This is a genomic window from Jiangella asiatica, from assembly GCF_004349065.1.
GTDB classification, from domain to species: domain Bacteria; phylum Actinomycetota; class Actinomycetes; order Jiangellales; family Jiangellaceae; genus Jiangella; species Jiangella asiatica.
On the sequence record NZ_SMKZ01000009.1, the window covers coordinates 137,604 to 150,387 of the forward strand.

At 71.6% G+C, this 12,784-nt stretch carries 12 protein-coding genes and 1 pseudogene; 6 read left to right on the plus strand and 7 right to left on the minus strand.

The window, feature by feature from the left end:
• The first annotated feature begins 84 nt into the window (after nt 1-84).
• Genes E1269_RS09020 through E1269_RS09030 form a run of 3 tightly spaced genes read left to right on the plus strand, consistent with a single transcriptional unit; the run spans nt 85 to nt 2,638 of the window.
• A complete protein-coding gene (locus tag E1269_RS09020) occupies nt 85-1,125 on the plus strand; it encodes an energy-coupling factor ABC transporter permease (RefSeq protein ID WP_131893544.1) in 1,041 nt (346 codons plus the stop codon).
• Nucleotides 1,122-1,886 (plus strand): cobalt ECF transporter T component CbiQ, encoded by a 765-nt coding sequence (cbiQ, locus tag E1269_RS09025; RefSeq protein WP_131893546.1) that lies wholly within the window; start codon nt 1,122-1,124, stop codon nt 1,884-1,886. The genes E1269_RS09020 and cbiQ overlap by 4 nt, the downstream gene beginning before the upstream one ends.
• Complete coding sequence (locus E1269_RS09030) at nt 1,883-2,638, plus strand: energy-coupling factor ABC transporter ATP-binding protein (protein WP_131893548.1); 756 nt, start codon at nt 1,883-1,885, stop codon at nt 2,636-2,638. The genes cbiQ and E1269_RS09030 overlap by 4 nt, the downstream gene beginning before the upstream one ends.
• A 3-nt stretch (nt 2,639-2,641) precedes the next feature.
• On the opposite strand, the gene E1269_RS09035 is transcribed toward E1269_RS09030, so the two are convergent.
• Nucleotides 2,642-3,097, minus strand: a complete 456-nt coding sequence (locus E1269_RS09035) for a MarR family winged helix-turn-helix transcriptional regulator (protein WP_131893550.1) — start codon at nt 3,095-3,097, stop codon at nt 2,642-2,644.
• A gap of 100 nt (nt 3,098-3,197) precedes the next feature.
• On the opposite strand from E1269_RS09035, the gene E1269_RS09040 reads away from it, so the two are divergent.
• The gene (locus tag E1269_RS09040) at nt 3,198-3,695 is read left to right on the plus strand and encodes a hemerythrin domain-containing protein (RefSeq protein ID WP_162606296.1); all 498 of its coding nucleotides are present in this window, start codon (nt 3,198-3,200) and stop codon (nt 3,693-3,695) included.
• On the opposite strand, the gene hrpA is transcribed toward E1269_RS09040, so the two are convergent.
• The 5 genes from hrpA to E1269_RS09065 form a co-directional block, all read right to left on the minus strand.
• Complete coding sequence (hrpA, locus tag E1269_RS09045) at nt 3,696-7,625, minus strand: ATP-dependent RNA helicase HrpA (protein ID WP_131893554.1); 3,930 nt, start codon at nt 7,623-7,625, stop codon at nt 3,696-3,698.
• A gap of 127 nt (nt 7,626-7,752) precedes the next feature.
• Entirely contained in the window at nt 7,753-8,181 is a 429-nt protein-coding gene (locus tag E1269_RS09050) for a hypothetical protein (RefSeq protein WP_131893556.1), read from the minus strand.
• Nucleotides 8,182-8,254: 73 nt separating this feature from the next.
• A complete protein-coding gene (locus E1269_RS09055) occupies nt 8,255-8,464 on the minus strand; it encodes a Rossmann-fold NAD(P)-binding domain-containing protein (RefSeq protein WP_131893558.1) in 210 nt (69 codons plus the stop codon).
• Between the two features lie 604 nt (nt 8,465-9,068).
• On the minus strand, nt 9,069-9,659 hold the full coding sequence (locus E1269_RS09060; protein WP_131893560.1) for a GNAT family N-acetyltransferase: 591 nt from the start codon (nt 9,657-9,659) through the stop codon (nt 9,069-9,071).
• Nucleotides 9,660-10,022: 363 nt separating this feature from the next.
• A complete protein-coding gene (locus E1269_RS09065; protein WP_131893562.1) occupies nt 10,023-10,745 on the minus strand; it encodes a class I SAM-dependent methyltransferase in 723 nt (240 codons plus the stop codon).
• Between the two features lie 579 nt (nt 10,746-11,324).
• Between E1269_RS09065 and E1269_RS32150 the strand changes: the two genes are divergently transcribed.
• Nucleotides 11,325-11,489, plus strand: a complete 165-nt coding sequence (locus E1269_RS32150; RefSeq protein ID WP_162606297.1) for a hypothetical protein — start codon at nt 11,325-11,327, stop codon at nt 11,487-11,489.
• Between the two features lie 29 nt (nt 11,490-11,518).
• Here E1269_RS32150 and E1269_RS09070 read toward each other — a convergent pair whose 3' ends face one another.
• Entirely contained in the window at nt 11,519-12,217 is a 699-nt protein-coding gene (locus E1269_RS09070) for a TetR/AcrR family transcriptional regulator (protein WP_162606298.1), read from the minus strand.
• A gap of 221 nt (nt 12,218-12,438) precedes the next feature.
• Here E1269_RS09070 and E1269_RS32810 point away from each other — a divergent pair.
• Nucleotides 12,439-12,784 (plus strand): annotated as a pseudogene (locus E1269_RS32810) (hypothetical protein); the annotation flags it as partial.

The following is a 12,784-nucleotide window of genomic DNA, read 5'->3' on the forward strand; positions in this document are numbered from 1 at the left end:
TCAACATTCAGGACGTCGCCTCTTGCGGTTGCTGCGACCGTGTCGCATCATTCAGTGGTCGGCCGCTGTCCGAGGAGGTCACGCATGCACGTGCCGGACGGGTTCCTCGATGCTCCCACGTCTGTCGCGACGGGCGCCGTCGCCGCCGCGGGGGTGGCTGTCGCGCTGCGCAAGGCCCAGGACGAGCTGGACGAGCGGACCGCGCCGCTGGCCGGGCTGACCGCCGCGTTCGTCTTCGCCGTGCAGATGCTCAACTTCCCCGTCGGCGTCGGCACCAGCGGCCACCTGATGGGTGGCGCGCTCGCGGCCGTGCTGGTCGGGCCGTGGACGGCCGTGCTGTGCCTGTCGGTGGTGCTGCTGGTCCAAGCGCTGCTGTTCGCCGACGGCGGGCTGACCGCGCTCGGGACGAACATCACCCTCATCGGTATGACGACGGTCGTGGTCGGCTGGATCGTCACCCGCGCCGTCCTGGCCGTGCTGCCGCGCCGGCCGGCCTGCGTGGTGCCGGCGTCCGCGCTGGGCGCGTTGGTCTCCGTGCCGGTGGCGGCGCTGGTCTTCGTGCTGCTGTTCGCGGTCGGCGGCCAGGCGGACCTGTCGCTCGGCGCGCTGACGGCGACGATGGCCGGCTGGCATGTGCTCATCGGCATCGGCGAGGCGGTCATCACGGCGCTGACCGTCAGCGCCGTCGTCTCCGTGCGGCCCGACCTCGTCCACGCGGCCCGGCCGCTGCGGGCGCCGCTGCGGCTCAGGCGCGCCGACGGCTCACTGGTCGACGCCGAACCGGTGGCGGCGTCCCGGCAGGCGCGGACCGGCCGGCGCGACACCCGGTCGCTGCTGCTCGGCGGCGGCGTGGTCGCCCTGCTGCTGGCAGGAGTCGTGAGCTTCTTCGCCAGCGGCGACCCGGACGGCCTGGAGTACGTGGCCGAGGACGAAGGCTTCCTCGACACCGCGCGCGACCACGCGTTCGGCGACTTCGCGCTGGCCGACTACGGTGAGGTCGGCGGCATCCCGGTGGGCCTCGCGGGCATCCTCGGCGTGCTCGTCGTCGTGGCCGTCGGCGTCCTCCTGTTCCGGGCGGTACGCGGGCGGTCGTCAGCGCGCCAGCACGAAGACGCCGCCCGGTGAGCGGCGGTCTCACCCACCGGCTCCACCGGCCCGGCGACTCGCCGGTGCACCGGTTGCCCGCCCACGTCAAGGTGCTGGCGCTGCTCGCGTTCGTGCTGGTGGTGGTCGCGACGCCGGCCGACGCCTTCGCCGCCTTCGCCGGATACGCGGTCCTGCTGGCGACGGCCGCGGCCATGGCCGGCGTGCCCGGCACGGTGATCGCGCGGCGGATGGTCGTCGAGGTCCCGTTCGTGGTGTTCGCGCTGCTGCTTCCGGTGCTGGCCGGCGGTCCGCGGGTGGACGTGCTCGGCCTGTCGCTGAGCGAGAGCGGGCTGCTGGCCGGCTGGAACATCCTGGCCAAGGGGACGCTCGGCGTGGTGGCGTCGATCCTGCTGGCCGCCACCACCGACGCGCGGTCGCTGCTGGTCGGGCTGGCCCGGCTGCGGGTGCCGGCACGGCTGGTCGAGATCGCCTCGTTCATGGTCCGCTACGCCGACGTCGTCGGCGACGACCTGCGGCGGATGCGGATCGCCCGCGAGTCGCGCGGCTTCGCGCCGCGGCACCTCGGGCACGCCCGGGTGGTTGCGCAGGGCGCCGGCGCGCTGTTCATCCGCTCCTACGAGCGCGGCGAGCGGGTGCACCTGGCGATGCTGTCGCGCGGCTACGCTGGCTCGATGCCGCTCGTCGACGCCACGCCGGCCGCCCGCGCGGACTGGCTGCGCGGCACCGCGCTGCCGGCGGCCGCCGTCGTCATCGCCGTCGCCACCTGGGCGCTGTCGTGACGACGCCGTCGCTGCAGGTCAGCGGGCTGGCGTTCGCCTACGCCGACGGGCACCAGGCGCTGTTCGGCGTCGACCTGACCGTGGGGCGCGGCGAGCGGGTCGCGCTGCTCGGGCCGAACGGCGCCGGCAAGACGACCCTCGTGCTGCACCTCAACGGCATCCTGACCGGCGGCGCCGGCAGCGTGCACGTCGCCGGGCTGGAGGTGCGCGCCGGCGACCGCGAGAGGCTGCGCGAGATCCGCCGCCGGGTCGGCATCGTCTTCCAGGACCCTGACGACCAGCTGTTCATGCCCACCGTCCGCGACGACGTCGCGTTCGGGCCGGCCAACCTCGGGCTGCACGGTGCCACGCTCGACGCCCGGGTCGAGGCCGCGCTGGCTGCCGTCGGCATGACCGAGGTCGCCGACCGGCCGCCGCACCACCTGTCGTTCGGGCAGAGGCGCCGAGTCGGCGTAGCCACCGTCCTGGCCATGGAGCCCGAGGTACTGGTTCTCGACGAGCCCACCAGCAACCTCGACCCGGCCAGCCGCCGCGAGCTGTACGACGTGCTCGACGCGCTGGCCGTCACCCAACTGGTGGTCACCCACGACCTGCCGTTCGCGCTGCAGTTGTGCGAGCGCTCGGTCGTGCTCTCGGGTGGGATGGTGGTGGCCGACGGCGCGACGGCGGACGTGCTGGCCGACGAGGACCTCCTGCGTGCCCACCGGCTGGAGCTGCCGTACGGGTTCGACCCGCGCTCGGTCTGGCGCTGAGCGTCAGCGCTGGTCGCGTAGGGCGCCCTCGTAGGCGGCGAGGGTCTCGACGAACACCCGCCGCTGCTCAGGGGTGAGCGGCTCGAGCGCCTCGCGCCAGGCCGTCGCGCTCTGTCCGAGCCACTGGTCGATGGCCGGCCGCCGCGCGGGCGCGATGCTGACCAGCCGGCGACGCAGGTCGGCGGGGTCCTCGCGGCGCTCCAGGACGCCTTTGCGCGACAGCTCGGTCACCATGAGGCTCACGGTGGTCGGCGCGATCTCCAGCCGCTCGGCCAGCTCGTTGACGCTGAGCTCGTCGTCGAAGAGCAGATAGGCCAGCAGCGACAGGTGCCGCGGCGCCAGTTCGAGCGGCACCACCTCGTCGGGCACCTTGGCCCGCTTGACGCGACCCACCAGCCGGGGGAGCAGCAGCAGGAGCGTCCGGATGGCGTCGTCGACGTCCAGCCCGGCCGTTGACATCGTCGACCCAGCCTCCTTATCGTTTAATTTCAAATCTATGTTGCTTTCAAAGCAAATACTTCGACGGTGATCCATGCTAACGCCGGAGGGAACGCACACCATGCCAGAGCAGCCACACGACAACCCGTTCGCCGACCCCGACCGGGTCCGCGCCGTCGGCGAGCACCTCCTCCGCGTCCACGGCGACCTGCGCCGCGAGCTGGCCACCGCACTGTCCGGCGTCGACGACGTGATCGCCCGACTCGCGACAGAGCCGGCGGGGCCAGGCGAGGCCGCCCAGGGGCGGAGCCTGGCCCAGCACTGCCTCACCGTCTGCGACGCGCTCGAGCAGCACCACTCCGGCGAGGACGGCGCGCTGGGGCCGCTGGAGCGGCTGTTCCCGCAGCTCGGGCCGGCAGTGGAGCGCATCCGGGCAGAGCATCGCACCGTCGCCGCCGACCTGGCACGGGTGCGTGAGCTGGCGGCCAGCCTGGACGACGACGGTGTTGACGCCGAGCGGGTGCGCGACGAGCTCGCGACGCTGACCGCGGGGATCGAGCGGCACTTCGCCTACGAGGAGCGCGAGCTGCTGCCCGCCATGGGCGTCACCGTCCCATGATCAAGGGATCGCGTCGATCGCGCGCAGGATGCGCTTTTCCGAGACCGGCTGCGTGGTGCCGAGCTCCTGGGCGAACAGGCTGACGCGCAGCTCCTCGATCATCCACCGGACCGCCTCGTGCTCGGCGGTGGGACGGTGACCGGGCGGGAGTGCGTCGAGCAGGGCCTCGTACTCGTCCACGACTCGCTGGACGGTCGCCAGGTGCTGCCGGTCGCGCTGCGGGCTGGTCGGCAGCTTCTCGAGCCGGCGTTCGATGGCGCGCAGGTAGCGCAGCAGGTCAGGAAGCCGGCGCCGCCCGGTCGCCGTCACGAAGCCGGGGCTCATCAGCGCCGCGAGATGCGCCCGGGCGTCCACCAGCGACGGCGTCAGCGCCAGGCTGGTGGTGCTCTTCAGGGCCGCCGCGACCCGGTGCGACACCTCGAGCACTTTCTCGACCTCGGTGACCATGCCGAACACGGTCTCGATGAGGTCGGTGCGCACCCGCTCCCGCAACCGCGCGAAGGCGGCGGCGTCCCGGGCCGGGCCGCCGGCGTCGGCGATCAGCGCGTCCGCGGCCGCCGCCGTGACGTCGTCGAGCAGCGCCGCGACCGACCCGTCGGGATTCTGGCTCAGCACCAGCTTCGACCGGTTGTCCAGGTGCCGCTGCACGAACGGCACCGGGGACGGGACGCTGAGCAGGAGCAGCCGCCGGTTGCCCGCCCACATCGCGCGGTCCTGCTCGTCCTCGGTGTCGAGCACCTTCAGCGCGACGCTCTCGCCGTCGTCGACCAGTGCCGGGTACCCGGTGACGACGTGCTTGCCCTGGCGCTGCTCGAACGTGCGCGGGACGTCGCCGTCGGGCCACGTGGTCAGGCCGGTGCGCTCGATGCTGCTGGCCGCGGCGGCCATGGTGCGGCGCATCTGGTCGCGCAGCCGTACCTTGACCTCGTCGAGGTCCTTGCCCTCGCCGGCGACCCGCCCGCGCTCGTCGACGACACGGAACGTGACGGCGAGATGGCCGGGGACCTTCGACAGGTCGAAGTCGGCCGGCGACACCGGCACCGCGCGCAATCGCGTGAGCACCCGCGCCAGCGCCTCGGTGATGGGCTCACCACCGTCGGCACGCGACGACTCCGGCAGCTGCGCGACGGCCGCGGCAGCGGTGTCCGGCGCCGGGACGAACGAACGCCGCAGCGCCTTCGGCAGCGACTTGATCAGCGCGGTCACCAGCTCCAGCCGCAGCCCAGGCACCTGCCAGTCGAACCCGTCCGGGTCCACCTGGTTGAGCACGTCCAGCGGGATCTGCACCGTGACGCCGTCGGCGGCCGTCCCCGGCTCGAACTGGTAGCTGAGCCGCAGGTCGAGGTCGTCGACGCGCCAGCTGTCGGGGTAGTCGGCCTGGGTGACCGCGCCGGCCGCGCCGGTGGTGAGCAGGTCGGTGTCGAAGGTCAGCAGGTCCGGCTGCTCCCGCCGCGCCGTCTTCCACCACGCGTCGAAGTGCCGGGCGGAGACGACGTCGGCCGGGATGCGCTGGTCGTAGAACTCGAACAGCGTCTCGTCGTCGACGAGGATGTCGCGGCGGCGGGCCCGGTGCTCCAGCTCCTCGACGTCCTCGAGTAGCTCGCGGTTGTGCTGGAAGAACCGGTGGTGGGTGGACCAGTCGCCCTCGACGAGGGCATGCCGGATGAACAGCTCGCGGCTGAGCTCGGGATCGACCCGCGCGTAGGGGACCTTGCGCCGCGGCACGATGACCAAGCCGTAGAGCATGACCTTCTCGTAGCCCATGACGGCGCCGGCCTTGCGCTCCCAGTGCGGCTCGCTGAAGGTGCGCTTCACCAGGTGCTCGGCCAGCGGCTCGGCCCAGGCGGGGTCGATGCGGGCGTTGACCCGGGCCCACAGTCGGGAGGTCTCGACCAGCTCCGCGGACATGACCCACTGCGGCGGCTTCTTGAACAGCCCCGAGCCGGGAAAGACGGCGAACCGCGCGCCCCGGGCACCCTGGTACTCGTTGGACGACTCGTCCTTGACCCCGAGGTGCGAGAGCAGCCCGGCCAGCAGGGAGCGATGGACGTCATCGGGCTGGGTGTCCACGGAGTTGAGCGTGACGCCCAGCGGCTTGACCAGCTGACGCAGCTGCGACTCGAGGTCCTGCCACTCACGCACCCGCAGGTAGTTGAGGTGCTCGGTGCGGCACAGCCGGCGGAACTGGTTGGAGGAGAGCTCGTCCTGCTTCTCCTTCAGGTACCGCCACAGGTTCAGGAAGGCAAGGAAGTCCGACGTGGGATCGGCGAAGCGGGCGTGGAAGGCATCGGCCATCTCGCGCTGCTCCGTCGGCCGCTCCCGCGGATCCTGGATGGACAGTGCCGCGGCGATGACCAGCACCTCGCGGACGCAGCCGTTGCGGTCGGCCTCCAGGATCATCCGGGCCAGGCGCGGGTCGATGGGCAGCTGCGACAGCGACCGCCCGACGGTGGTCAGCCGGCTCTTGTCGTCGCGCGCGGTGGGGTCCAGAGCACCCAGCTCGACCAGGAGGTTGACGCCGTCGGCGATGCTGCGCCGGTCCGGCGGGTCGAGGAAGGGGAACGCGGCGACCTCGCCCAGGCCCAGCGCGGTCATCTGCAGGATGACGGAGGCGAGGTTGGTGCGCAGGATCTCGGGCTCGGTGAACGTCGGCCGCGCCTCGAAGTCGTCCTCGGAGTACAGCCGGATGCAGATGCCGTCGGACAACCGGCCGCACCGCCCGGCCCGCTGCCGCGCCGACGCCTGCGACACCGGCTCGATCGGCAGTCGCTGCACCTTGGTGCGGTTGCTGTAGCGCGAGATGCGTGCGGTACCGGGATCGACGACGTACCGGATGCCGGGCACAGTAAGAGATGTTTCGGCGACGTTGGTGGCGAGGACGATGCGCCGGCCCGCACGAGTGTTGCTATGCGGCTGGAAGACGCGGTGCTGCTCGGCCGCGGAGAGCCGGGCGTAGAGCGGCAGCACCTCGACCGGCGTGACCGAGCGCTCGTACCGCTTGCGCAGCGCGTCGGCGGTGTCGCGGATCTCGCGTTCGCCGGAGAGGAAGACGAGCACGTCGCCTGGCTGCTCCAGCGCGAGCTCGTCGCAGGCGTCAACGATGGCCTGGACCTGGTCGCGCGGCTCGCCGCCGTCTCCGTCGGTCTCGTCCAGGGGGCGGTAGCGGATCTCGACCGGGTACGTGCGGCCGGAGACCTCGACGATGGGCGCGTCCTCGAAGTGAGCGGAGAAGCGCTCGGGGTCGATGGTGGCCGAGGTGATGACGATCTTGAGGTCTGGCCGGCGGGGGAGGAGCCGCTTGAGGTAGCCGAGGATGAAGTCGATGTTGAGGCTGCGCTCGTGTGCCTCGTCGACGATGATCGTGTCGTAGCGCCGCAGCATCGGGTCCTGCCCGATCTCGGCCAGCAGGATGCCGTCGGTCATCAGCTTGACCAGCGTGTCGTCGCCGGCCTTCTGCGTGAAGCGCACCTGGTAGCCGACAGCGGTGCCCAGCGACGTGCCCAGCTCCTCGGCGACCCGCTCGGCGACGGTGCGGGCGGCGAGCCGGCGCGGCTGGGTGTGGCCGATGGCGCCGCGCACGCCCCGCCCCAGCTCCAGGCAGATCTTCGGCAGCTGCGTGGTCTTGCCCGACCCGGTCTCACCGGCGACGATCACCACCTGGTGGTCGCGGATGGCCGCGCCGATCTCGTCGCGCCGCTGGCTGACCGGCAGCTCGGCGGGATAGCGGATGGCCGGGACCGAGGTGCGGCGCCGCGCGACGCGGCGTTCGGCCGCCTCCACCTCAGCGGTGATCTCGGCGACGACGGCGTCGCGCGCGGCCGCGTCGCGGACCTTCCGCACCCCGTCGAGCCTGCGCGCGAGCCGCCGCTCGTCCCGGAGCGAGATCTCGGGCAGGCGGGCGCGCAGGTCAGCGATAGGGGAGGTGGGCATACGACCTCAAGCCTACGATCGCGGGGTCGGTGAGTTCATCTCGTTATCGTCTGCCGCTCATGGGAACGCGGTCGCGCCGACGAGGCGCTGATAGGCCGGGGCAGCGGGTGAAGCGGTCGGCTGCGGCTCAGGCCTCCTGACCCTCCGACGGCACGATGCCGGTGTTCAGCGGCAGCCGGACGACCGTCTCGGGGGCGCCGCGGCGGGTGCGCCAGGCGATGCGGATGTCGTCCTGCGGCCCTTGCATGGGCTGGAACAACAGGTACTCCTCGGAGCGCCCGGGCGGGAACTCGCGGAAGTGGGTGGCGCCCTGCTCCACGACGACGTCGCCGTGGAGCAGCCGCACGTCGTAGGCGCTGGCGCTGCCGTCGTTGTGCAGGACGTAGCGGTGCCGGCTGGTGTGCTCGAGCTGGAAATGCGCCCGGCCGCGAACGCGCATCCGCCGCCGGACCCGGGTGGTGGCGCTCTCGCCGTCCACGGTCCGGCGCGCGTACCAGACGGCCACGGCGGCCACCAGCAGCACGACGAACGCGATCAGAAACGCGACAATCGTCACATAGCGAATCTACCTCGGCGGCGGGCCGTCGGATCGGCTCACGTCAGCGGAACTCGTCGGCGCGCGTGACCGCTTACTCGGCGAACGTGGTGATCGCCAGCTGCGGTGCCGCGGCCAGCTCGGCCCTGCCGTCCACGTACCAGGACGCGTACTCGCCCATGGCGGCTTTCAACTCGGCGATGGCCGCCTCGTGCGTGAGCTCGACGTACGGGATCTCGCGGCCCAGGGCCTGGCCGATCCGCTCGACCAGCTGTGCGCGGGTCAGCGTCTCCGGTCCGGTCATCGTGAAGGCACGGCCGACGTGCTCGTCGTCCAGCGGTGCCGCGGCCGCGACGGCGGCGACGTCGTCGATGGCGATGGGTGCGTTGGCCGCGCTCGGGTAACCGTCGCGGACCCGGCCGGTGGTGAATGATCACGTTCAGCACGAAGTCTCGTGTCGCACCATGCTCGTAAGCCTCGTGATGGACGTGAAGCTTGGTGATGTCCCCGCAGCCCGTGTGGCCGACTTGTGTCGCGCCGGCGGTCCTGGTTGGGACTGGGGCTGCCGGGTCGGCCGGCTCGTACTCGCGTCAGAGGTCCGTACCCGAAATGATCACGTTCAGCAGGATCACCCGAGCCTCACCATGGTTGCGAGCATGGTGTGACACGAGATCTCGTGCTGAACGTGATCATCTCGGGGTGGCCGCTCACCCACGGATGATGCGTCAGGGGAACCCGAAATGATCACGTTCAGCATGGGTGCATTCACCTCAGCTGCGATGCACGCTTGGTGAGGCACGCGGACGCCTCGGTATCGGCGTTGTGGGACACGACGTCGCGGCTCGGCAACGCGTGGGTCTCCGACGCCGCGGGTCGTCACCACGCCGCCGGTCGTCGCGCGCCGGAGGTCACCTGCGACGGGGCGGGCGCAGCGCGCGGCGCATCACCACGCGCGTCGGCGAGCGCCGGAACACCTCGGTGAAGCCGGCCTTCTCGTAGAGCGACCGGGAGCCGAAGAACATGAAGTCGTCGTGGCTGCGCTCGGCCTTGTCGACGGGGTAGGCCTCGAGCAGGCGCACGCCGTGGTCGCGGGCGTGGTCGATCGCGGCGCCGAGCAGACGGTGCTGGACACCCTGGCCGCGAAACGGCTTGGCGACGTACGTGCAGACGATCGACCACACCGGGGTGTCGTCGACCGGCTTCATGATCCGCGAACGGCTCAGCCGCGTGTAGTCCTCGCGCGGGCCGAGGCTGATCCACCCGGCCGGCGCGCCGTCGACGTAGCCGACCAGGCCGGGCGTGACACCGTCGCCGTCGACGAGGCCACGCAGGTCGCGCTTGTTGGCCGCGGCCACCGCGGCGCTCGCCGACGCTGCGCTCTTGCGGTAGTACATGCACCAGCAGCCGCGCACGATCGAGCCGCCGCGCAGATCGAACAGGGCCTCCAGGTCTGCCCAGGTGTCCGCGGTCAGTGGCCGCGTCTGGAACGCGTACGCCATGGGTCACAACCTACGCGCGCCGGGTCCGTGCGGAAGGCCGAGGAAGACCGTGATCCCTGTCCTCAGCCCGCCGGGCCGTCGTAGTTCTCACACGTCGAGTCGCACTTGTCGACGGTGAATTCCCCTGGCGCGCCGAGGTCGAGCATTCTGCGCGGACCGATGCAGTAGCCATACGGGTGATCACCGTGCTGATGCACACGCACCGATGGGTAAAAGGCGCCAGAGGAACCATCGCAGTAATGGTCGCCGATCGTTGGTGATCACGAAGGTCACCGGTGCGCTTAGCACCGCGAATCTTCCGGTGCGCTTGCTCTAGCAAGCATTGGTGCGACAACCTCGATGGCGTCGCCAAACAGCCAGCCATCACCGGACGGCGCGGGCGACGTAGGCGGCCTGGACGCCGTCGGGCGAGTACGTCGCATCCTCGATGTCGAAGCCGGCGCGGACGATCACGGGCTCCAGCAGCCAGGTGAAGGTCGAGTGCTCGTCGCGGACGTGTTCTTCGGCGTCGGCGCGGACCCAGTCGTCGGCGGTCACCCCCTCGATCGAGGCGCACCACGCCTCGACGCGCTGCTCGGTATCGGCCGGGTCGAAGGCGAAGACGACGTCGGACAGCCGCAGCAGCCCGCCCGGGCGCAGCATGGCGCGGACCCGGCACAGCGCCACGGCCTTCCAGAAGTCCGGCAGGTGGTGCAGGGCGAGCCGCGAGTACACGACGTCGGCATGGCCCGGGTGCTCGTAGCTGAGGAACCCGGCCCGGACGGTGTGGACGTTCGTCGCGCCGGCCGCGGCGACCTTCGACCGCAGCAGCTCGAGCATGACCGGGGACACGTCGACGGCCGTCACCCGCGCGCACACCGCGGCGACGGCCAGCGTGAACTGGCCGGTTCCCGCGCCGAGGTCGACGACGTGAGCGTCCGGGCCGAGGCCGAGGTCCTGGAGCAGGCGCACCTCGGCCGGTGCTCCGGCGTCCTCCTTGGCGTCGTAGCGGCGGACGTGCTCGGGGTCGAGATTCTCCCGGCCCGCGCTCGCCAGCTCGTCGAGCATCCATCCCGGTCGGTTCGCCGTGTCGCTCGTCTTTGCCATGCCGAGGATTCTGCCCGCCCCGGCGTGCCTCGTCAGCGCGGCCGGGACGGCTCGTGCCGCTGCGCCGCCTCTGGGAGCAGGACGTCGAACCCCGGAGCGGAGCGCAGCCGCTGCGCACGGTCGACGTAATCGGCGGTCGAGGAGGAGATGGTCGGGTTCGTCGTCGTCGAGCTGGCCGTTGACGCTGACCCCGCCGAGGTAGAAGTACGGGTTGCCCATCCCCGCGTACTCCCAGTCGATGACTCACAGCCGGTCGCCGTCGGCGATGAGGTTCTGGAGCTGGAGGCCCGGTGCGCGGAAAGCCCTCTGGCCCGGGCGATCCGGAACCGGTCGACCCGAGCTCGGCGCTGTCCAGGAGTCGCTCGACGCGGGTCCGCTCGGCGGGCGTCAGCGGGGGATCAACCGCATCGCCGTCGTTCCCCCCGCGTCACCGCGATGGCCACGTGCTTGTGGTTGGTGTGCGCGTCGAGCGCAGGGATCGAGAGGTCGGCACCGAAGCCGGAGTCCTTGCGGCAACGACGGCCCGTGGCTCGCCCGAGCAGACGGTCACCGTCACGACCGGACCGAATACCTCCTGCTATGGCCCGCCGGAGACGCGCGAACCCCCAGCCGGTGCTCGACGACGTGCGCATCCTGTTCGTCTCGGCGTCGCGCGCCCGCGACGTCCACCGGGTCGGGGTGGTCGACGACGCAGCCGGTGGCTCGCGGCTGGACGTGGCCGAGACCGCGCGCCTCAGGGCGTGACCGCGGGGCTCAGGGCGTGACCGCGGGGCTCAGGGCGTGACCGCGGGCTCGGCGGCGGCGCTCGGCTGGACCAGGTCGCGGGCCATGGACCAGATGAACTCCGCGACCTGGTCCGGCGTCTGCTGCGAGCCGCTGCCGCTGGTGTGCCACAGCTTCGCCCGGTCGCACAGCGCCAGGATGGCCAGCGCGCGCTCCCGCGCCGACGGCGCGTCGGACACCTCGGTGACCAGGGCCATGACGTAGGAGTGGTAGAGGTCCTGCCGGGCCCGCAGCTCCATGGCGTAGTCGCTGGGCAGCTCGTCGTCGAGGCTGAACTGCTCCAGCGCGGTGTCCCAGGCGGCGGCCTGGTCGGCGAAGGACAGCTGCCAGTGCACGTGGCGGCCGAGGACCACCCGCAGCTGCTCGACCGTGCCGAGGTCGGCGGCCAGAGGCTCGGTGACGAAGCGCAGGAAGGCGTCGAAGATCTCGTCGAGCCCTTCGCGCAGGAGCTGCTCCTTCCCCTGGGGGAAGTGCGCATAGAGGCTGGCCGCCTTGATGCCGACCCGGGTGGCCACATGGCGCATCGACGTGCCCGCGTAGCCGCGCCCGGCGAACAGGACGATCGCCGTGGACAGGATGCGCTCGCGGGTGTCGCCGCCACGCCTGACCGGCGCCTTGCTGAGATGGAACAGGATGCGCAGCAGGCGCTGCCGGCTGTCGGAGTCGGCGGTCCTCGGGTCGTCGGTCACGCCGCGATAGTACGTTCCTCCACCGCTCTGGCAGAAGATCTGCTTGACACCGAACCTAACGATCGTTGGGTTCGGTGTCAGGAGGCAACTTCCTGATGTGAGCGGTTTGTACTCCGACTGTGAGGTAGCTCGTGAGAATGCCTGAAGAGGCAAGATCGGTCGCGGATGGTTCCCCGAACCTGACGTTCGATCGTTCCTGGCACCATCACCGTGCGCCGATCGTGGGCGGTCCGGTGCGCCCGGCCGGCACCTACAGCGGCAGCCCCGTCCCGGCGGCGGCGGTCGCCACCATCGAGGCGCTCGACAACGGGCCGGCGAGCTCTACCCCCGGTTGGACGTCGTCGGCGACGCGGTCGTGCCCGGTCTTCGCCGCGCCCGCGACGTCACCTGCCGGGCTCCTCACCTGCGACCGGCCCGCCACCGGAACAGAACTCGACCACCAGATCCCCTGCCACCACGGCGGCACCACCATCTCGACCGCGCCCACCACGGCCACACCATCCACACACCCCGACGGCACCACCTGGTGGACCACCCCCGCCGGCCACACCTACCCCTGTCTCTTAT

Bases quoted from the DNA above. Each gene is read 5' to 3' on its own strand.
- E1269_RS09020 (WP_131893544.1), top strand. From the start codon at position 85: ATGCACGTGCCGGACGGGTTCCTCGATGCTCCCACGTCTGTCGCGACG.
- E1269_RS09035 (WP_131893550.1), bottom strand. From the start codon at position 3,097: ATGTCAACGGCCGGGCTGGACGTCGACGACGCCATCCGGACGCTCCTG.
- E1269_RS09040 (WP_162606296.1), top strand. From the start codon at position 3,198: ATGCCAGAGCAGCCACACGACAACCCGTTCGCCGACCCCGACCGGGTC.
- hrpA (WP_131893554.1), bottom strand. From the start codon at position 7,625: ATGCCCACCTCCCCTATCGCTGACCTGCGCGCCCGCCTGCCCGAGATC.
- E1269_RS09055 (WP_131893558.1), bottom strand. From the start codon at position 8,464: ATGACCGGACCGGAGACGCTGACCCGCGCACAGCTGGTCGAGCGGATC.
- E1269_RS09060 (WP_131893560.1), bottom strand. From the start codon at position 9,659: ATGGCGTACGCGTTCCAGACGCGGCCACTGACCGCGGACACCTGGGCA.
- E1269_RS09065 (WP_131893562.1), bottom strand. From the start codon at position 10,745: ATGGCAAAGACGAGCGACACGGCGAACCGACCGGGATGGATGCTCGAC.
- E1269_RS32150 (WP_162606297.1), top strand. From the start codon at position 11,325: ATGGCCCGCCGGAGACGCGCGAACCCCCAGCCGGTGCTCGACGACGTG.